Here is a 17,695-nt window from a genome sequence, read left to right on the forward strand (position 1 = left end):
GGGGAATACATGGCCAAGTCACCGTCTACTGCGTCGCCCAAGGCGTCCGCCGCTTCCAAGCCTAAACCGGCACCGAAGTCGAGCGCCGCGAAGACCGCTACCGCCGCCAAGGCAGCCGCTCCGGTCAAGACGACCGCCGCGAAGCCGGCCAAGGCCCCTGCGGTGAAGGCCGCCGCCGCCAAGGCCCCGGCACCCAAGGCACCAGCAAAGACAACCGCTGCCAAGGCTCCCGCCGCCAAGGCTGCGGCACCCAAGGCCGCGAAGACCTCGGCCCCGGCTCCGAAGACTCCGGCTCCCAAGGCCCCGGCCCCAAAGGCCGCCGCCAAGCCCGCACCGAAGGCGGCCGCAAAGGCCCCTGCCGCAAAGGCCGCGCCAAAGACGTCGGCTCCGAAGGCCGCTGCGCCGAAGCCCGCCGCCAAGCCGGCCGCAACGGCCGCGGCCAAGCCCGCCGTGGCGCCGGCATCGGCCCCCGCAAGCAAGCCTGCCGTGACGCCGGCCCCGGCCGCCGCCGCGCCGGTGACGCCCCCCGCATCCAAGGCTCCGGAGCCGAAGAAGGGCTTCTTCGACAAGCTGGCCGACGCGATCTTCGGCAAGCGCTGATCCCTTCCGGAATGCGAAACGCCGGGCGGTGCGAACCGCCCGGCGTTTTCATGTCTGGCGAACGGCGGACCGATCAGTCGGCCGGCAGGTCCTCGGCCAGGATCGCCATCTCGAACATGAAGCTGCCGTCCTCGTCCTCGTCCTCGAAGACGACGCCGATGAACTCGTCCCCGACATAGACCTCGGCCGAGTCGTTCACCTTGGCGCGGGCCTTCACGATGATGCCACCCGTGTTGAAGGTGCGCTTCAGGTGGGTCTCGATACGCTTCATGTCAGCGTCGTTCATGGCGGGCCTCGGGGGTCTGGAAATGAGCGTCGGACCCTAGAGAAGCGGCTCTCGTAAGGAAACCCCGGCCTTCAGATCACGAAGTCATAAACGACGTCGGCCAGGGTGTGATCCATGGTTCGGGCAGGTGCGGCATCGGTCGGGCAGTTGACCAGCCGCGCGGGCACACCGGCCACGGTGCAGCCCGCCGGAACGGGCTTCAGGACCACCGAGCCGGACGCGATCTTGGCATAGTCGCCGACCACGATATTGCCCAGCACCTTGGCCCCTGCGCCCAGCAGAACGCCCTTGCCGATCTTGGGGTGGCGGTCGCCGCGCTCGGCCCCGGTCCCGCCCAGGGTGACGCCGTGCAACATCGACACCTCGTCGCCGACCACCGCCGTCTCGCCGATGACGATGCCGGTTCCGTGGTCCAGAAAGATTCCGGACCCCACCCTGGCCGCCGGATGGATGTCGACCTGGAACAGCTCCGAGATCCGGCTCTGGAAGTGGAACGCCAGCGTCTCGCGCCCCTGCCCCCACAGCCAGTGCGCGACGCGCCAGGCCTGCAGCGCCTGGAATCCCTTGAAGTACAGGAATGGCTGCAGCAGCGACTTGATCGCCGGGTCCCGCTCCGCCACCGCCTGCAGATCCGCCTCGGCCGCCGCCACGATCGTCGGATCGGACCAGAAGGCGAAGGCACAGACCTCGCGCACGCTCATGGGGGCCAGTTCGGCATCGCCGATCTTGCGCGCGATCTGGAAACTCAGCGCATTGGCCAGGTCGATGTGGGACAGGATGGTCGCATTCATCAGCGACCCCAGATGGGGTTCGCGCCGCGCCGCCTCGTCGGCCGAGGCCCGCAGCTGGCTCCAGATGCCGTCCTGCGACGCGACCACTTCCAGCTTGTGCATCACCGGCTCCATGGCCCCATCATACGCGCGTCAGCATGGCGTGCGCCAGCCAGCCCGGCAGCAGGCCCTCGCGCGCCATATGGTAGGCGCGGTAGGCCGTCGCCACCGTGAAGGAATCCAGCACCGACCCGCGCTCGATTTCCTGCAGCAGTTGCGTGAACGGCACCCGCACCACGGCGATCACTTCGGTCGGATCGGGATCGACCGGTACGGGGCTCAGATCCCAGGCGATCCAGGTCAGGCCGATCTCGTCGGTGATGGAGTTCGATACCTCGATCGCCAGCGCCCGCTTCCACGATCCGGCCTTCAGACCCGCCTCCTCGGCCAGCTCGCGCATCGCACCCGCCAGTGGATCCTCCTCGAACGGCACGCCACCCTCCGGCATCTCCCAGGAATAGTTGGCCCGCGCGAACCGCGACTGACCGACCAGGGTGACCGTGCCGTCGGCATGGACTGGCAGAACCCCCGTCGCCACATTCCTGAAGCGCAGCACGCCATAGGCCGCCTGCCGCCCGGTCGGGGCCACGGCGTCATGCTGGGTCACCCTCATCCAGGGCGTCTCGTGCACGACCCGGTGACCCAGGTCCTGCCAGGACACGGGCGTGGGCAAGCCCTCGGCCCAGGCCGGAACGGGGCGGTCCTCGCCGAAGGGATCGTGATCGCTCATGGGCCAAGCTATGGCGCGAAACCCCGGCGTCGCCTAGCTAGGGGCCATGTCCCTGCCCAGACCCGTCGACCTCGGTGCCCCCCTGCCCCCGCCCGCCCGCTCGGCCGCGATGCTGGACAGGCTGGCGACCCGCCGGTCCGCCCCGACCCAGGCCCTCGGCGACCCCGGGCCGTCGTCGGCCGACATCGACATCCTGCTGACCCTCGCGGCCCGCACGCCCGACCATGGCAAGCTGTTTCCCTGGCGCTTCGTCGTCCTCGGCCGCCAGACCCGCGCCGCGATCGCCGAACGGCTGGGGGTCATGGCCCTGGAGAAGGGCCTGCCCGGCAAGGCCGTCGCCGTCCTCGCCAAACTGACCGCCGCCCCGACCACCGTCCTCGTCGTCTCCACCGCCGCACCGGCCTCCAAACCCGTGTGGGAACAGGAGCTGTCCGCCGGTGCCGTCTGCATGAACCTGGAGCACGCCGCCGGTGCGCTCGGCTTCTCCTCCAGCTGGATCACCGACTGGTACAGCTACGACCCCGACGCCCTGCCCCTGTTCGGTGTCCGCGAGGGCGAGAAGGTCGCCGGCTTCATCCACATCGGCACTGCGGCCGAACCCCCGCTGGAGCGCGAACGGCCGGACCTGAACGCGATCACCATCACCCTGCCTTAAGCCCTCGCTTCAGGAGTCGCCTTCACTTGTCGGGCGGACCATGGTCCATTGCGGTCAAGAAACGGGAGGGTGCCGGTGAGGCAGTATGGACCAATGGGGGTGCTGTTCGCCCTGCTCACTGCAACGACGGCCTTCGCCCAGGACACAGAACCGTTTGCGCCTGACGGTGTATGGATCTTCCGTACCGATGAGCTTGCAAACGGCAGCCCGGTCTGCACGGAAGCGTGGGAGTTCGGCCCGGGCGGCCGGCTGTCGGTCGAGAGCGGCGAGGAGAAGGTCGACAAACGATTCCGCATCGTGCGCGACACAGACGGCCTGTGGCTGGTCACGAAGACCCTTCACACCAATGGCCGGCCCGACTGTGTAGGCAATGAGACGGCGATCGCTGATCCCGTCGAAAGGCGCATCTATATCGTGCCGATGAACGACGGCCGGGTACTCACCTGCCCCGCACCCGGGCGGGCCCCCGACGGCGCGCCCTTCATCACAGGCTGCTACGGCTCGATCCTGCCAGCGGACAGGGTCGGTTGATCAGGCCGGCTTCGCCCACTCCATCAGCATGAACCAGGGCGCGCGATCGTAGTGGGCCGCGCGAACCGGGTCGCCCCCGGCGTCCGCGCGCGGCTCGGCGAAATGGGTCAGGGTCAGCCCCTGTTCCAGCAACAGGGTCATGTAGGTGCTCAGTGGCCGGTGCCAGTTCCGGATGCGGATGCCCTTCCAGGCGATCCAGCCCGCCTTTTCCTCCAGATACCGATCCATCGCATGGGCCCGCCGCCCGTCCGGCAGGGTCACCCACCCCAGATCGTTCGCATCGGCCGCCGAATTGTAGCCCGCCAGATTGGCGATCAGCAGCCGTCCGCCGGGCGCCAGCACCCGCGCCATCTCCGCGATGGCGGCGCGCACGTCCGGGATATCAATCAACGACAGATAACTGACCACAAGATCGAACCGCCCGTCCTCGAACCCCAGGGCCTCGGCCCCCTCGACCCGGTAGTCGCCCTCCGGATCCAGCCGACGCGCATGGTCGATCAGGGCCACGGTCGGGTCAATTCCCACCGCCGCCACCCCTTCCGCCTTCAGCATCCGGCAGAACCGCCCCTCGCCGCAGCCGACGTCCAGTGCGCGGGCGTAAGGCCGCATCCGCACGCGCTCCAGCATCGGGGCATCCATGACCCAGCGCCGTCCGAAGTCACCCTCCGCCCCTTGCGACGCCACCCAGGCGTCGGCCGAGTCCTGCCACCCGTCGCTCATCGGGGTTCCTCCTCCGGCCGGTGGACCAGCGACACCATCACCACCGATATGATCATCAGCAGGAACCAGGCCCCCAGCTTGGACACCGACACCATCTCCCACCCCGCCTCCTGCCCCGGATAGGCCCAGGCCCGCCCGAACGTCCCCAGATTCTCCGCGAACCAGATGAACAGGGCGACCAGAAAATAGCCGAGCAGCAGTGGCATCTTCAGCCGCGTCCGGTTGGCCGTGAACCAGAACCATCCTCGCCCGAACAGCAGGGCCGTCGCCACGAACAAGGCGAAGCGAATGTCCGGCAGCCAGTGGTGGGCGAAGAAGTTGACATAGATCGCGCCCGCCAGAACCCAGGTCGTCCACATCGGCGGATAGCCCCGCACCCGGATGTGAAAGATCCGCTGCACCCGCGCGATATAGGACCCCACCGCCGCATACATGAACCCCGAGAACAGCGGCACCGCCCCGATCCTCAGCACCGAGTCCTCCGGATAGACCCACGACCCGTGCGCCGTCTTGAACAGCTCCATGATCGTCCCCGCGATATGGAACAGCAGGATCACCCGCGCCTCGGCCCAGCTCTCCAGCTTCAGGACCAGCATGGCGATCTGGATCAACACCGCCCCGACGACGAGGAAATCATAGCGCGAGACCGGGCTGTCCTCCGGCCAGAACAGGAAGGTCAGAAGGATCAGGGCCAGCATCAGGCCGCCAAACAGGCAGGCATAGGCCTGTTTGATCCCGAACATCAGAAAGGCGAAGGCGAAGCGGGTGAGCGGCGTGCGGTCGGCCCAGGACTGCAGACCGTCGAGCTTGCGACGGCCCCACGATTCCCAGGGGAGGGGGCGCGTGGGCGCTTTGGTCACTGTGTAGTGACCGCGAATTCTAACGATCCAAGCGCCGCGAGATCGCGCCGCAGAGCGGAGCGCCACAGGGCATCCTTGTGTCGAAACGCCCAGCCATAACTCTCAATATCGCTGATAATCCGAGTTGCCAGTTTGGCGATGGCCGGAAATCCCGAAACCTCAATCGACCAGCCCATCGGCTCGAAATGGACGAGTTGGTTCCTGATCTCATCGTGGAAGCGATTCAGCCAACGAAGCTCATCATCGGACACCTCGATAACCACCTTGTCGTCCGCACTGCCGGCGGACTTGGGCCGGCGCGCACATTTGATGAGATCGGGCAAGGGCATCAGGCGCGTTGTCGGTGCCGGGAAGGAGGGATTGCTTCGAGACGCGTCCAGATAATCAAGCCACTCTTTAGCGTTCGCTTTGGTAACGGCTCCGATGGGCGTTGCCGTGCTTGCCAAGTGACCAACGTAGGAACCTTGAAGGGCAGAGTGCAGCGATAACGCGAACCATTTTAAGGCTTGCACATCCTCGCCAACCAATGACCAACACCGCGTTGCATGGCGAACAGAAGCGGCAACATCTTCTGCTTCATCTGTCCGAACCCAGCGCTCGCTAGTGGTCATCGGTTGTCCAATCGCCAGCTCACCAGTCGCGAAGGCGACTTGAAAACTAGTTTTACCCCCGCCCGCGATACGTCGGCACGCCCTGGTCGGGCAGCCACAGCCCCTCCGGCGGGGTCCCCGTCTGCCAGAAGACGTCGATCGGGATGCCGCCGCGCGGGTACCAGTAGCCGCCGATGCGCAGCCACTTCGGAGCCAGCAGGTCGGCGATCCGCTTGCCGATGGCGACGGTGCAGTCCTCGTGGAAGGCCCCGTGGTTGCGGAAGGCGGTCAGGTACAGCTTCAGCGACTTGGACTCGACCAACCAGTCGCCCGGCGCATAGTCGATCACCAGATGGGCGAAGTCGGGCTGGGCCGTCACGGGGCACAGGCTGGTGAACTCCGGCGCGGTGAACCGGGCCAGATACAGGGTGTCGGGATGGGGATTGGGCACGCGCTCCAGCACCGCCGTCCCGGGCGTCGTGGGCTGAAGGGTGTGCTGGCCGAGCTGGGAGAGGCCGGAGGTGTCTGTGGTCATGGGCGTCAAATAGCGTCGCCCGGCTATCCTGTCTCCTCCCTGTCGCCATAGGCGATGGGGAGGTGGCACGCAGCGTAGCGGAGTGACGGAGGGGTTCTTGCCGCACGAAGAGCCCCTCCGTGTGCTCGCAGGAGCACGCAGCCACCTCCCCATTCGCCAAGCGGCGAACGGGGAGGAGACGTTGCACATTGCCTTCCCCCACGACACCCGGTTAAGCGTCGCCAAACAAAACGGAGCGAACGCCATGGCCATTCCCGCCTCCCTGCAGAAGGGTCTGAAACTGCCGGTCATCGAGGCGCCGATGTTCCTGGTCTCCGGCCCGGATCTGGTCGTCGAATGCTGCAACAATGGCGTCATCGGCACCTTCCCCTCGCTGAACGCCCGCACGACCGAGGGCTATGCCGAGTGGCTGGTCGAGATCAAATCGCGCCTGAACCCCGATGCGGCGGCGTTTGGCGTCAACCACATCGTCCACCCCACCAATCCGCGCCTGATGGCCGACATGATGGTCTCGGTCGAGCACAAGGTGCCGCTGATCATCACCTCGCTGGGGGCCGTGCGCGACGTGGTCGATGCGGTCCACGGCTATGGCGGCGTGGTCTTCCACGACATCGCCAATGTCCGCCATGCGAGGAAGGCGGCCGAGAGCGGCGTCGACGGTCTGATCCTGGTCGCCAACGGCGCGGGCGGACACGCCGGGATCATCAACCCCTTCGCCCTGGTCAATGAGGTGCGCGAGTTCTTCAAGGGCACGATCATCCTGTCGGGCTGCCTCTCGACCGGCCAGGACGTGGCCGCCGCCCTGATGCTGGGGGCCGACTTCGCCTATATGGGCACCCGCTTCATCAACACGACCGAGGCGATGGCCCCCGAGGCCTACAAGGACATGATCATCGAGTCGGGCGCGACCGACATCGTCCACACCCCGGCCGTCTCCGGCATCCCGGCCAACTTCATGATCAAGTCGCTGGAAGCCAACGGCATCGATCCGAAACACCTGCCCGAGCACAAGCTCGACATGGGCGACGAGGCCAAGGCCTGGAAGACCGTCTGGTCCGCCGGCCAGGGCGCGGGCGCGGTGCACGACGTCGTCCCGGCCGCGGAACTGGTCGCGCGCCTGCGGTCGGAATATGCCGATGCGACCAGGGCCTTCTCGGCCAAGGTCGGGGTCGCGGACTGACACGGGGCTGACCGGGGCGCGGATCGGTTCGCGGCCCGGGGTGCGACCCATGCGGCGGCTTGCCGCGCGACCGGTTGTGACGCATCCGCAGGGCCGGTCCCGCCGTTACTGCGCCGGTCGCCCCGACGCGATCGCCTCCAGGACTCATCCCATGAAGCTCGTCACCCTCGCCGGCGCCGTCTCGGCCGCCGCCCTGCTCGCTGCTGCCCCCGCCGCCTTCGCCCAGGCCCATTCCGCCATGGGTCATGACACGGTCACCGTCGGCGGCGCGCCGATGTATGCGAACAAGACCATCGTCGAGAACGCGATCAACTCGCCGATCCACACCACCCTGGTCGCCGCCGTGAAGGCCGCCGGTCTGGTCGAGACCCTGTCGGGTCCCGGCCCCTTCACCGTCTTCGCCCCGACCGACGAAGCCTTTGCCGCCCTGCCCGCCGGCACGGTCGAGAGCCTCGTTCAACCTGAGAACAAGGCGACCCTGACCCGGATCCTGACCTATCACGTCGTCGCCGGTCGCGTGACCGCGGCCGACGTCATCGGTCTGATCGAACAGGGTGGCGGATCGGCCGCGATCACCACGGTCTCCGGAGGCACCCTGACCGCCAGCCTGCGTGACGGCTCGGTCATCCTGACCGACGAGAACGGCGGCATCGCCACCGTGACCCAGGCCGATGTGTTCCAGTCGAACGGCGTGATCCACGTCACCGATGCCGTCTCGCTGCCGAAGTAAATGTCCGGGTGCGGAGGTGTTGTAAATGCACCTCCGCATTTCTTGATCCGGGTTCCATTTTATTATTCAGAAAGGCACTTGGCCGCAGGTCTATTGCTCCACCGAAATACAATCCCACCTCCTGATCTCTCTGAAATCAGGAACGACATCATGGCTACCGAAACTCACGACATCGTCGATACCGCCGTCGCCGCCGGTTCGTTCACCACCCTGGTCGCCGCCGTTACGGCCGCCGGACTGGTCGAGACCCTGAAGGGCACTGGCCCCTTCACCGTCTTCGCCCCCTCGGACGACGCCTTCGCCAGGCTTCCGGCCGGCACTGTCGAGGATCTGGTCAAGCCAGAGAACAAGGACAAGCTGACCGCCATCCTGACGCTTCACGTTCTGTCCGGCGCGGTCCACGCGGCCGACGTCGCCGGCAAGACCCTGCACCCCGCCTCGGTCAACGGCGAGGCGCTGAACGTCGATGGCACCGATGGCGTGACCGTCAATGGCGCCAAGGTCACCTCGGCTGACATCGCCTGCACCAATGGCGTGATCCACGTCATCGACACGGTGCTCCTGCCCAAGGGCTGATCTCTGGATCACCTGACGTCCGGAGGGCGGCTCGCAAGGGCCGCCCTTTGTCGTCTCAGCCCAGCGCCTGATCCAGGTCGGCGATCAGGTCGTCGAGATCCTCGACCCCGACCGACAGCCGGATCAGATTGTCGGTCACCCCGCCCGCCTCGCGGACCTCTTTCGGCACGCTGGCATGGGTCATGATGGCCGGGTGGTTGACCAGGCTTTCGACCCCGCCCAGCGACTCCGCCAGGGTGAAGACCTGGACCCGCTCCAGCACCTGTTTCGTCCGTGACAGGTCGCCGTCCAGAATCACCGTGACCATGCCGCCATAGCGCCCGTTCATCTGACGGGACGCCAGCGCGTGTTGCGGATGGCTGATCAGGCCCGGATAGATCACCCTGGCGATGCCCTTGCGCTCTTCCAGCCAGCGCGCGATCGCCAGGGCATTCTCGTTGTGCGCCTTCATCCGCAAACCCAGGGTCTTCAGCCCCCGGTTGGCCAGGAAGGCATCGAACGGCCCCATCACCCCGCCGACCGAGTTCTGCAGGAACTTGATCTCCTTGGCGATCTCCATGTTTCCGGCCACCAGCACGCCGCCGATGATGTCGGAGTGACCGTTCAGATATTTGGTCGCCGAATGCATGACGATATCGGCGCCCAGACTCAGCGGTCGCTGGCTCCAGGGCGTGGCGAAGGTGTTGTCGACCACCAGCAGCAGGCCGTGCGCCCTGGCGACCTTCGACAGGGCCGCGATGTCGGCCAGCTTCATCAGCGGATTGGTCGGGGTCTCGACCCACAGCATCTTCGTCTTCGGCGTGATCGCCGCCTCGACCGCCGACAGATCGCTCAGGTCGACATAGGCGAAATCCAGCCCCATCGAACGCCGCCGCACCCGCTCGAACAGCCGCCAGGATCCGCCGTACAGATCGTCGCCCGTCACGATGTGCGACCCGGCGTCCAGCAGCTCCAGCGCCGTCGAGGTCGCCGCCATGCCGCTGGCGAAACCGAACCCCTGAACCCCGCCTTCCAGATCGGCGATACAGGCCTCGAACGCCTCGCGCGTGGGGTTCTTGCCCCGGGCGTACTCATAGCCCTTGTTCACCCCCGGGCTTTCCTGGGCATAGGTCGAGGTCGCATAGATCGGCGTCATCACCGCGCCCGTCGTCGGGTCGGGCCGCTGACCGGCATGGATGGCGCGGGTCGAAAACCCCTGGCTGTTTTTCAGATCGGCCATGGTCTTACCGGTTCAGGCTGAGGTGATTGATCAGGTCGACCCGGGCGATCAGGCCGACGAACCTTTCGCCGTCCAGCACGATCGCCACCCGGTCGCGGTCGAACAGGGGGATCAGGGCGTCCAGCGGCTCGGTCACCTGGACCGTGTCCAGATCACGCGTCATGGCCGAGGAGACCGGCTTGGCAAACCTCTCCTTACGCGTGATCTCGTCGGTGTTCATGATGTGGACGATGTCGCTTTCGTCCAGGATGCCGACCAGCCGGCCATCCTGGATGATCGGCAGCTGCGAGACATCGGCCCCGCGCATCCGCTTGAAGGCGGTGTCCAGCGTGTCGTCCGGCCCGGCCGTGACGACATCGCCCTTCTCGTATTTGCGGCTGATCAGATCCGACAGATCGCCATGGATCACCCGCTCGCCCAGCCCCTGATCGGCCAGCCAGGCATCGTTATAGACCTTGGACAGATATTTGGCCCCCGTGTCGCAGACGAAGGTGACGCACCGTTTCGGCTCGGTCTGCTCGCGGCACCAGCGCAGGGCCGCCGCGATCAGCGTTCCCGACGACGATCCGGCCAGGATGCCCTCCTTCAGCAGCAGCTCGCGCACCGTCGCCACCGCCTCGGCATCCGGAATGGAATAGGCCTTGTCGATCAGGCTCATGTCGGCTGTGTCGGGGACGAAATTCTGCCCGATGCCCTCGACCGTATAGCTGCCCTCCGGCCCGGGTATGCCGTCGTTGACGATGCCCGCCAGAACCGATCCCACCGGGTCGGCCAGCACGATCTCGGCCTTCGAACCCTGGCTTTTCAGATATTGCGCCACGCCCGTGATCGTCCCGCCCGAGCCGATCCCGGCGACATAGGCGTCGATGTCGTGACCCATCTGCTCCCAGATCTCGGGGCCGGTGGTCTTCACATGGGCCAGGGAGTTCGCATGGTTGTTGAACTGGTTGACGAAGAACCCGCCCGGAATCTGCTGCGCCAGCCGCTCGGCCATGTCGGTATAGTATTCCGGATGTCCGTGCGCGACGTCCGACCGCGTCAGCCGCACATCGGCGCCCATGGCCCGCAGATGCTGGATTTTTTCCTTCGACATCTTGTCCGGGATGACCAGCAACACCTTATAGCCCTTGGCCTGACCCACCAGCGTCAGCGCCAGACCCGTGTTTCCGGCCGTCGCCTCGACGATCGTGCCGCCGGGTTTCAGATACCCCTCCGCCTCGGCCGCCGCGATCATCGACAGGGCGATGCGGTCCTTGATCGACCCGCCCGGGTTCTGTGCCTCCAGCTTCAGGAACAGCTTGCAAGGTCCGGTGTCGATCCGCGTCACCTCCACCATCGGCGTCTTGCCGATCAGGTCCAGCAACGACCCGGTCGGCGCGCTCAGGGTCGGGTGTTCGGCAAGGGACATGATCGGGCTCCGGATTCGAGGTCGGAAGCTAGGCGTGCCGCCGTGCCCGGACAACCCGTTGCCAATGGCGTAGGTTATGGCTATATTTATGGCCATAATTCGGAGGGTGATCATGGCCAGTTATGGCGTTGCTGAAGCCAAGAACAACTTCACCCATCTGCTGGACCGGGTACAGGAAGGCGAAAGCATCACCATCACCCGGCACGGCAAACCGATCGCGGAACTGCGGGCCACGGCCAGTCCGCCCACCCCCAGGCTGACCCCGGCCGAAAAGCAGGCTTGGTACGACGAGTTCGTCAAGCGCCGTGAAGCCCGGGCCATGTCCTCGATCGACGCCGTCGACCTCGTCCAGGCCATGCGGGACGGCGTTGCTGAGTGACGCTTTACGCCGACGCAAGTGCCATCGTCGCCACGGTGTCGAGACAGCCGAACAGTCGCCTGATCGATCCGCTCGTACGAGACCCCTTGCAAGTTCTGGTCGTCAGCGATTTTGCCTTGGCAGAAAGCGCGGCTGCATTGGCAAAGCTCGGCCGGGTCGAAGAGTGGTCCACCGCCGAGGCCGCCGGTTTTTTCGAGGAACTTGATGCCTGGGCGACATTGCTGACTGAACGCGTTGAAATCGAGCCTTCGGATTTGGCCGACGCAAACATGTTCGTTCGAATGCCGCGGCTTTCGCTCCGCGCCCCTGACGCGATCCACATCGCCGCCGCGACGCGGCTAGAGGCGACAATACTCACGCTCGATCGCGGCATGGCGCGCGCCGCCACTGCGCTGGGCGTACCCTGCCTGAACCCCGCCGAGGCCGAAGCGCCCGGCGAACCGAAAGACTGAATGACCAAACCACCCAGAAAACCCGCCGCCGGATTGCCGGACGAGGCCACCCTGCTGGCCTTCCTGCGCGAGGCCGGATCGGCGGAAAAGGGCGATATCGCCCGCCACTTCGGCCTGAAGGGCGAGGATCGCCGGCGCTTGCGCGAGATGATCCGCGGCCTCGAAGCCTCCGGCAAGCTCGGCAAGCGCGGCAGGAAAGGCTTTTCCGAAGCCGGCGCCCTGCCCCCCGTCGGCGTCGCCGATGTGATCGAAAAGGACAGCGACGGCGACCTCTACGTCCGCATGGTCGAGGCCTCGCCCGACGCGCCCAAAGCCCTGCTCATCCCGGACAAGGGCAAGCCTGCCCCTGGCCTCGGGGATCGCGTGCTGGCCAAATTCGAGCTCGGCCCGAACGGCTGGGAAGCCCGGCTGATCAAGACACTCGACACGAACAACAACCGCGTCCTCGGCGTGATCCGCAAATCCAACAAGGAGACACGGGTCGAGCCGGTCGACCGGCGCTCGAAGGACGTGCTGATCGTGTCGGCGCTCCAGGCCGCCGATCTGCGCGACGGCGATCTGGTGCTGGCCGCCATCGAGAAGTCGGACCAGCGCTATGGCCACAAGCGCGGCAAGATCCTGGAGACCGTGGGCCGAGAGGACGATCCCCGCGCCGCCTCCCTGATCGCCATCCACACCCACGGCGTGCCGATGGGCTTCTCGGAGGCTGTCGAGCAGGAGGCCGAGAACCAGGACCTGCCGACGCTGAAGGGCCGCGACGACCTGCGCGACATTCCCTTCGTCACCATCGACCCGGCCGACGCCCGCGACCACGACGACGCCGTCTATGCGCAGCGCGACGAGGACCCGAAGAACGAGGGCGGCTGGATCGTCTGGGTCGCCATCGCCGACGTGGCCGCCTATGTCCGCCCCAATACCAGCCTGGACCGCGAGGCCCGGGCCAAGGGCAATTCGACCTACTTCCCCGACCGCGTCGAACCGATGCTGCCTGAGCGGCTGTCGAACGGCCTGTGCAGTCTGAAGGAAGGCGAGAACCGCGCGACGCTGGCGGTCCGCATGGTCTTCGACAAGGACGGCCGCAAAATGGGCCACAAATTCCACCGCGGCCTGATGCGCAGCCACGCCAAGCTTTCTTACGAGCAAGCCCAGGCGGCCATCGACGGCGTCGAGAACGGCGGCGGGACCGACGACACGACCGGCCCGATCATGGACGCGATCCTGTATCCGCTGTGGAATGCCTATAACACCATGCTGAAGGGCCGGCTGAAGCGCGCGCCCCTGCAGATCGACAGTGCCGAACGCCGCATCCGCATGGCACCCGACGGCGGCATCGCCTCCATCGAGAAGCGCGTCAGTCTCGAAGCTCACCGCCTGATCGAGGAGATGATGGTCCAGGCCAATGTCTGCGCCGCCGAGACGCTGGAGGCGAAGAGGACGCCCCTGATCTTCCGCGTCCACGATACGCCCAGCCAGGAAAAGGTCTTCAACCTCGCCGACTTCCTGTCGACGCTGGGCAAGCCCTGGAACAAGGGCGAGGCCCCGACCACCAAACGGTTCAACAGGCTGCTGGACGAGACCCGCGACGGCCCCCACGCCGAGGTGGTCAATGAGGTCGTCCTGCGCTCCCAGATGCAGGCGATCTACAGTCCGGACAACGTCGGCCATTTCGGCCTGAACCTGGATCGCTACGCCCACTTCACCTCGCCGATCCGGCGCTATTCCGATCTGATTGTGCATCGGGGTCTGATCCGGGCGCTGAACCTGGGCCCCGACGGCCTGACGGACCGCGAGATCGCCGAACTGCCTGCCATCGCCGATCAGGTCACCCTGACCGAGCGCCGCTCCATGGCCGCCGAGCGCGACGCCATGGACCGCTACATCGCCGCCTTCCTTGAGGACCGCGTGGGGGCGACCTTCACCGGCCGCATCACCGGCGTGACCCGCTTCGGCCTGTTCGTCCGTCTGGACGAGACCGGCGCCGACGGCCTCGTGCCCGTCAGTTCGCTGGGCCATGAATACTTCACCCACGACGACCGCGCCCACGCCCTGGTCGGCGAACGCTCGGGCCAGCGCTATACCCTTGGCCGCACCGTCGAGGTCAGGCTGAAGGAGGCCACGCCGATTACCGGCGGCCTGGTGTTCGAGATGCTCTCGGACCCCGAACCCCGCGACCCCAACGCCCCCGCCCCCCGTCTCGGCCTGCGCGGCCGGGGTCCGGGCACAGGCGGCAACGGCCCGCCCAAGCGGGGCGCGGGTCGTCCGGGCGGTCCCAAACCACCCCGCGGCGGTCGCCCGTCCGGTGGCCTGAAGGGCGTGAGGAAGGGCAAGCGGCGGTAGGGCCCCGCCCCCGGCTGTCAATCGGTCGCCTTTCGGGATCCGCCCGGTCTGCCAGGCTCCGCCCAGGGTCCAAAGGAGTGATCGGCATGCCCCGTCTGGTTCTAACTCTGTCTGTGGTCTCGGCCCTCGCCATTTCCGCCTGTGGCGAGGTGGATGTCGGAAAGGCCGGTCGCAACGCCGCCATGGCTGCGCTGGAGGCGAGCCATCCCGAGATCGTGCAGGGTGTGCAGGCGGCCCGGACGCTGAAGCTGGCGGCCGCGACCTGCGGCTGGAAGGACGTCGATGCAACGGGTCTGGCGCAGGCGGCCGTGGCGGGCATCGAGGAGGCCCCCCTCCGCGCCGCCGCCGGGAGTCTGGTCGAGGATCTGATCGTCGCGCCCGGCGCGGCGACAGCCGGGACCCCGACCCCTGCCGCCAGCGACTGCTCGCCCGAAGTCCGACAGGCCCTCGAAGCCCAAATCGCCGCCATCGCCCAGGGCAACGGCGAAGCAGAGGCCGAGGCCGGCTGACCGGTCCCCGCTTGCCCGACCTCATTCTCGTGGGCCAGCATGCGATATGACCATGAGCCAGCCCCCGCATTCTCCGGAGACCGACAGCGCCCTCGACCGGCTGAACGCCGTGGAGCGAGATTTGCTGGGTCTTCTGGGCCGGGGTCACACCGCGAAATCGATCGCCACGCTACGCTCGACATCGGAGGCGGCCGTCAACGAACGTTTCCGTTCAGCCCGGCGAAAGACCGGAATCGGCTCCAGCCGCGAAATCGCTCGCCTGATCGTGGCCCAAGAAAATCGTCACGACTTTATCGATCTCGCCCGTCCGGCCGCCGCGCCTCCAGAACTCCGTCGTCCAGATGCACCTCGTCGTGCGTCCCACCGATGGAGACTACCCATGATCGCAACAGGCCTGTTCGCTGTCGCATTGTTTGCGCAACAAACGTCCACGCCGCCGAATCCGCCGTCTGCTGGGCAGTCGGCCGGTGACGGTCTGGCAGCTCAGATCATCGCTCAACAGCCCCCGGAAACGGACTTCGCGGCATTGCACGCAGAGGTCTCCGACAGCCCTCGTGATCTGGCTTGGTCGCGCCAGGCCGAAGCCGCGCTCTTGCAACGTTATCGCGATATTCCAGGCTTTGACGCCGCGGTCCAATCGTTGAGCATCACTTGCGCCATGACCCTGTGTGAGGTTGCTGGCTTGACCCGCTCCGATCTTCCAAGCGATGACTTGGGAGACCTGATGATCCGGGTGCAGACCCCCGGCCATCCGGATTCCCATCCCGAACTGGACCGGATAGTCAGCAACTTCAGTTCGACCGTCGATCAACCGCAGGCCATGACCTTCCTGTCCTATTGGCGTCGGCGCGAATGAACAGCTGATTAGGGGTACGGCAGCGGGTTCGCAGGTTCTGATGGGTCGGCGCCCATCCGGCCATGTCTTCATGGCCTCCAGGTGGGTGGTTCCGGGCGGCCGGACGACCGGTCGGACTTCGCCGCCGCATCGGCCACCAAGCCCTCGGCCGCCACCCGCGCCCGTATGGAGACCGAACTGGCCCCGCACCGCCGCGCCGGCGCCCTGTGCCTGACCGCCGTGCGCGAGACCCTAGACCATTCGTCGGCTCAGTTGGCGCGGGTCGAAAGGTTCATCACGGCGAGCACAACGAGCCACAGCGAGCACGACGGGACCGGGCGGTTGTCGCGTTGTCGATCCTTCCTGGCACTGAAACGAGACAAGGGCGGCTTTGCCGCCGATCCTCCCTCCGACGAGAAATCGAGCGTGAAGGAAGCGATCGGCGATGGCACCACGGTCTCGATCCCGTCATGTCCGCTGTGGCCCGTTATGCTCGCTGTGATGAACCCGTCTCGATGGACGCCCATGCGTCAACTGAAGCGCCCATTGCTCTAAACCCTTCTATCGGCCAGTCGATGGGCGAGGACCTTCGGATCGCACGCCGCCTCCCCGCTCAGCCAGACCCGCAGCAGGGCCAGCTGGGCGGCCGCCGATGCGGCGGCCATCATGGCATTCGGCAGGGCGTCCGGTGCCCTTTGCCCCAATCGCGCCTCGATCATTCCCGCCAGCTTCCGCTGTAGTTTCGCGGACAGCGGCGGCTCGAACATCACCCGCGCCAGTGCCCGGCGTTCCCACAGGTGGTCCACCACAAACCGCAGCCGGGGCAGGCTCGCCCGTCCCGCCGCCGCCTCGGCCAGGGGCGCGAAGATCGGGTCGATGGCCCAGACCAGCACATCGTCCTTGTTGCGGAAATGCTCATAGAAGGTCGAGCGTCCAACGCCCGCTGCCTCGATCAGGTCCGACGTCCGGATGGCACTGTACCGGTGGGTGAAGATCAGGCGCGTGAAGGCGTCGAACACCGCCTTGCGGGTCCGCTGGCTGCGCCGGTCCAGATCCTCGACGGCCTCGGTCATGGCTCCATGCTAGCGGATCGGTCGCCGGGGTTCAGCCCGAATGCCGCACTCCCTTTGCGGACTTTCGCCGTCATTCGTCCGTTAGCGGACGTCGGCCGAGGTCGTCCGTCGCCCGGCGCGCGGACCCCGGGCACATAGGGTCCCTGAACCGGGGACCACCATGACCAGCCACACCCGCGCCGACGGCGCGCTCATCGCAGCGGCGACCGCCTTCGCCCTCTGGTCGCTGGTCGTTGCGGCGGCCATGATCCTCGCTCGCCTGCAGGAAGCCCAATGACAGACCGACACCACGCCGCCGCCATCGTCCCCGCCCGCGACCTCGATGCCAGCACCGCCTTCTATCGCCGCCTCGGCTTCGAGGTCGTCAGCGACCACGGCGACTATCGCCTGCTCGACGACGGCAGGGGCTGGCGCATCCACCTGCGGTCCACGCCCGACTGGCCCCGTCGCATCGAGGACAATCCGCTCGGCCTCTACCTCTATGTCGAGGACGTCGACGCCGTCGCCGACCGTGTCCGCGATCTGATCCTCGAACCTCAGGGTCCGCATGCGCGCATCTGGGGCACCTATGAGTTCTCGGTCAGCGATCCGTCCGGGGCCCTGATCCGGATCGGCCGCGTGCTGGACTGACGCCGCATTCGTCGCTCTTTCCTTGCCGGT

The 17,695-nt window shown here is 66.7% G+C and carries 23 protein-coding genes; 13 read left to right on the forward strand and 10 right to left on the reverse strand.

Annotated features, from left to right (window positions below; translation table 11 throughout):
* Positions 1 to 9 precede the first annotated feature (9 nt).
* Entirely contained in the window at positions 10 to 600 is a 591-nt protein-coding gene (locus O3139_RS11460; RefSeq protein WP_269514202.1) for a hypothetical protein, read from the forward strand.
* Positions 601 to 673: 73 nt separating this feature from the next.
* Here the strand turns inward: O3139_RS11460 and O3139_RS11465 are convergent, their stop codons facing one another.
* From O3139_RS11465 to O3139_RS11475, 3 genes are all read right to left on the reverse strand, one after another.
* Positions 674 to 886 carry a DUF3126 family protein gene (locus O3139_RS11465; protein WP_269514203.1) on the reverse strand — a complete coding sequence of 71 codons (213 nt, stop codon included), beginning with the start codon at positions 884 to 886 and terminating at the stop codon, positions 674 to 676.
* A 71-nt stretch (positions 887 to 957) separates the two neighbouring features.
* On the reverse strand, positions 958 to 1,779 hold the full coding sequence (cysE, locus tag O3139_RS11470) for a serine O-acetyltransferase (RefSeq protein ID WP_269514204.1): 822 nt from the start codon (positions 1,777 to 1,779) through the stop codon (positions 958 to 960).
* Positions 1,780 to 1,798: 19 nt separating this feature from the next.
* Positions 1,799 to 2,446 (reverse strand): NUDIX domain-containing protein, encoded by a 648-nt coding sequence (locus O3139_RS11475; RefSeq protein WP_269514205.1) that lies wholly within the window; start codon positions 2,444 to 2,446, stop codon positions 1,799 to 1,801.
* Between the two features lie 46 nt (positions 2,447 to 2,492).
* Here O3139_RS11475 and O3139_RS11480 point away from each other — a divergent pair, with 46 nt between their 5' ends.
* Together O3139_RS11480 and O3139_RS11485 are read left to right on the forward strand one after the other, a co-directional pair.
* Positions 2,493 to 3,101, forward strand: a complete 609-nt coding sequence (locus O3139_RS11480) for a nitroreductase family protein (protein WP_269514206.1) — start codon at positions 2,493 to 2,495, stop codon at positions 3,099 to 3,101.
* Positions 3,102 to 3,200: 99 nt separating this feature from the next.
* Positions 3,201 to 3,632 (forward strand): hypothetical protein, encoded by a 432-nt coding sequence (locus O3139_RS11485; RefSeq protein WP_269514207.1) that lies wholly within the window; start codon positions 3,201 to 3,203, stop codon positions 3,630 to 3,632.
* On the opposite strand, the gene O3139_RS11490 is transcribed toward O3139_RS11485, so the two are convergent.
* Genes O3139_RS11490 through queF form a run of 4 tightly spaced genes read right to left on the reverse strand, consistent with a single transcriptional unit; the run spans position 3,633 to position 6,337 of the window.
* Complete coding sequence (locus tag O3139_RS11490; protein WP_269514208.1) at positions 3,633 to 4,352, reverse strand: class I SAM-dependent methyltransferase; 720 nt, start codon at positions 4,350 to 4,352, stop codon at positions 3,633 to 3,635.
* A complete protein-coding gene (locus tag O3139_RS11495) occupies positions 4,349 to 5,149 on the reverse strand; it encodes a DUF817 domain-containing protein (protein WP_269516480.1) in 801 nt (266 codons plus the stop codon). Before O3139_RS11495 ends, O3139_RS11490 begins: the two co-directional genes overlap by 4 nt.
* 59 nt (positions 5,150 to 5,208) lie before the next feature.
* Positions 5,209 to 5,823, reverse strand: coding sequence for a hypothetical protein (locus tag O3139_RS11500; protein ID WP_269514209.1), 615 nt, complete (start codon positions 5,821 to 5,823; stop codon positions 5,209 to 5,211).
* A 52-nt stretch (positions 5,824 to 5,875) separates the two neighbouring features.
* Positions 5,876 to 6,337 carry a preQ(1) synthase gene (gene queF, locus O3139_RS11505; RefSeq protein ID WP_269514210.1) on the reverse strand — a complete coding sequence of 154 codons (462 nt, stop codon included), beginning with the start codon at positions 6,335 to 6,337 and terminating at the stop codon, positions 5,876 to 5,878.
* A gap of 244 nt (positions 6,338 to 6,581) precedes the next feature.
* Here queF and O3139_RS11510 point away from each other — a divergent pair, with 244 nt between their 5' ends.
* From O3139_RS11510 to O3139_RS11520, 3 genes are all read left to right on the forward strand, one after another.
* Entirely contained in the window at positions 6,582 to 7,517 is a 936-nt protein-coding gene (locus tag O3139_RS11510; RefSeq protein WP_269514211.1) for an NAD(P)H-dependent flavin oxidoreductase, read from the forward strand.
* Positions 7,518 to 7,668: 151 nt separating this feature from the next.
* On the forward strand, positions 7,669 to 8,247 hold the full coding sequence (locus O3139_RS11515) for a fasciclin domain-containing protein (protein WP_269514212.1): 579 nt from the start codon (positions 7,669 to 7,671) through the stop codon (positions 8,245 to 8,247).
* Between the two features lie 150 nt (positions 8,248 to 8,397).
* Complete coding sequence (locus tag O3139_RS11520) at positions 8,398 to 8,823, forward strand: fasciclin domain-containing protein (RefSeq protein WP_269514213.1); 426 nt, start codon at positions 8,398 to 8,400, stop codon at positions 8,821 to 8,823.
* A 55-nt stretch (positions 8,824 to 8,878) separates the two neighbouring features.
* On the opposite strand, the gene O3139_RS11525 is transcribed toward O3139_RS11520, so the two are convergent.
* The gene (locus O3139_RS11525) at positions 8,879 to 10,042 is read right to left on the reverse strand and encodes a cystathionine gamma-synthase (protein WP_269514214.1); all 1,164 of its coding nucleotides are present in this window, start codon (positions 10,040 to 10,042) and stop codon (positions 8,879 to 8,881) included.
* Positions 10,043 to 10,046: 4 nt separating this feature from the next.
* Complete coding sequence (locus O3139_RS11530) at positions 10,047 to 11,450, reverse strand: cystathionine beta-synthase (protein WP_269514215.1); 1,404 nt, start codon at positions 11,448 to 11,450, stop codon at positions 10,047 to 10,049.
* 112 nt (positions 11,451 to 11,562) lie between these two features.
* Here O3139_RS11530 and O3139_RS11535 point away from each other — a divergent pair, with 112 nt between their 5' ends.
* The 6 genes from O3139_RS11535 (at position 11,563) to O3139_RS11560 (ending at position 16,517) form a co-directional block, all read left to right on the forward strand.
* Positions 11,563 to 11,829: a type II toxin-antitoxin system Phd/YefM family antitoxin gene (locus O3139_RS11535; RefSeq protein WP_269514216.1), complete on the forward strand. Its 267-nt coding sequence runs from the start codon at positions 11,563 to 11,565 to the stop codon at positions 11,827 to 11,829.
* Positions 11,826 to 12,281 carry a type II toxin-antitoxin system VapC family toxin gene (locus tag O3139_RS11540; protein WP_269514217.1) on the forward strand — a complete coding sequence of 152 codons (456 nt, stop codon included), beginning with the start codon at positions 11,826 to 11,828 and terminating at the stop codon, positions 12,279 to 12,281. Before O3139_RS11535 ends, O3139_RS11540 begins: the two co-directional genes overlap by 4 nt.
* The gene (gene rnr / locus O3139_RS11545; protein WP_269514219.1) at positions 12,282 to 14,618 is read left to right on the forward strand and encodes a ribonuclease R; all 2,337 of its coding nucleotides are present in this window, start codon (positions 12,282 to 12,284) and stop codon (positions 14,616 to 14,618) included.
* A gap of 86 nt (positions 14,619 to 14,704) precedes the next feature.
* Complete coding sequence (locus tag O3139_RS11550) at positions 14,705 to 15,127, forward strand: hypothetical protein (RefSeq protein ID WP_269514220.1); 423 nt, start codon at positions 14,705 to 14,707, stop codon at positions 15,125 to 15,127.
* 52 nt (positions 15,128 to 15,179) lie between these two features.
* A complete protein-coding gene (locus O3139_RS11555) occupies positions 15,180 to 15,983 on the forward strand; it encodes a hypothetical protein (RefSeq protein ID WP_269514221.1) in 804 nt (267 codons plus the stop codon).
* 81 nt (positions 15,984 to 16,064) lie between these two features.
* Positions 16,065 to 16,517 carry a hypothetical protein gene (locus O3139_RS11560; protein ID WP_269514222.1) on the forward strand — a complete coding sequence of 151 codons (453 nt, stop codon included), beginning with the start codon at positions 16,065 to 16,067 and terminating at the stop codon, positions 16,515 to 16,517.
* On the opposite strand, the gene O3139_RS11565 is transcribed toward O3139_RS11560, so the two are convergent.
* Complete coding sequence (locus O3139_RS11565; protein ID WP_269514223.1) at positions 16,514 to 17,035, reverse strand: TetR/AcrR family transcriptional regulator; 522 nt, start codon at positions 17,033 to 17,035, stop codon at positions 16,514 to 16,516. The two genes, O3139_RS11560 and O3139_RS11565, sit on opposite strands and share 4 nt — an antisense overlap.
* A gap of 273 nt (positions 17,036 to 17,308) precedes the next feature.
* Here O3139_RS11565 and O3139_RS11570 point away from each other — a divergent pair, with 273 nt between their 5' ends.
* Positions 17,309 to 17,665 (forward strand): VOC family protein, encoded by a 357-nt coding sequence (locus O3139_RS11570; RefSeq protein WP_269514224.1) that lies wholly within the window; start codon positions 17,309 to 17,311, stop codon positions 17,663 to 17,665.
* Positions 17,666 to 17,695 lie beyond the last annotated feature (30 nt).

This window comes from Brevundimonas subvibrioides, assembly GCF_027271155.1.
Taxonomy (GTDB): domain Bacteria; phylum Pseudomonadota; class Alphaproteobacteria; order Caulobacterales; family Caulobacteraceae; genus Brevundimonas; species Brevundimonas subvibrioides_D.

Coding starts and splice junctions, on each gene's coding strand:
- O3139_RS11460 (WP_269514202.1), top strand. CDS start 10: ATGGCCAAGTCACCGTCTACTGCGTCGCCCAAGGCGTCCGCCGCTTCC.
- O3139_RS11465 (WP_269514203.1), bottom strand. CDS start 886: ATGAACGACGCTGACATGAAGCGTATCGAGACCCACCTGAAGCGCACC.
- cysE (WP_269514204.1), bottom strand. CDS start 1,779: ATGCACAAGCTGGAAGTGGTCGCGTCGCAGGACGGCATCTGGAGCCAG.
- O3139_RS11475 (WP_269514205.1), bottom strand. CDS start 2,446: ATGAGCGATCACGATCCCTTCGGCGAGGACCGCCCCGTTCCGGCCTGG.
- O3139_RS11480 (WP_269514206.1), top strand. CDS start 2,493: ATGTCCCTGCCCAGACCCGTCGACCTCGGTGCCCCCCTGCCCCCGCCC.
- O3139_RS11490 (WP_269514208.1), bottom strand. CDS start 4,352: ATGAGCGACGGGTGGCAGGACTCGGCCGACGCCTGGGTGGCGTCGCAA.
- O3139_RS11500 (WP_269514209.1), bottom strand. CDS start 5,823: ATGACCACTAGCGAGCGCTGGGTTCGGACAGATGAAGCAGAAGATGTT.
- queF (WP_269514210.1), bottom strand. CDS start 6,337: ATGACCACAGACACCTCCGGCCTCTCCCAGCTCGGCCAGCACACCCTT.
- O3139_RS11510 (WP_269514211.1), top strand. CDS start 6,582: ATGGCCATTCCCGCCTCCCTGCAGAAGGGTCTGAAACTGCCGGTCATC.
- O3139_RS11515 (WP_269514212.1), top strand. CDS start 7,669: ATGAAGCTCGTCACCCTCGCCGGCGCCGTCTCGGCCGCCGCCCTGCTC.
- O3139_RS11520 (WP_269514213.1), top strand. CDS start 8,398: ATGGCTACCGAAACTCACGACATCGTCGATACCGCCGTCGCCGCCGGT.
- O3139_RS11525 (WP_269514214.1), bottom strand. CDS start 10,042: ATGGCCGATCTGAAAAACAGCCAGGGGTTTTCGACCCGCGCCATCCAT.
- O3139_RS11530 (WP_269514215.1), bottom strand. CDS start 11,450: ATGTCCCTTGCCGAACACCCGACCCTGAGCGCGCCGACCGGGTCGTTG.
- O3139_RS11535 (WP_269514216.1), top strand. CDS start 11,563: ATGGCCAGTTATGGCGTTGCTGAAGCCAAGAACAACTTCACCCATCTG.
- rnr (WP_269514219.1), top strand. CDS start 12,282: ATGACCAAACCACCCAGAAAACCCGCCGCCGGATTGCCGGACGAGGCC.
- O3139_RS11550 (WP_269514220.1), top strand. CDS start 14,705: ATGCCCCGTCTGGTTCTAACTCTGTCTGTGGTCTCGGCCCTCGCCATT.
- O3139_RS11555 (WP_269514221.1), top strand. CDS start 15,180: ATGAGCCAGCCCCCGCATTCTCCGGAGACCGACAGCGCCCTCGACCGG.
- O3139_RS11565 (WP_269514223.1), bottom strand. CDS start 17,035: ATGACCGAGGCCGTCGAGGATCTGGACCGGCGCAGCCAGCGGACCCGC.
- O3139_RS11570 (WP_269514224.1), top strand. CDS start 17,309: ATGACAGACCGACACCACGCCGCCGCCATCGTCCCCGCCCGCGACCTC.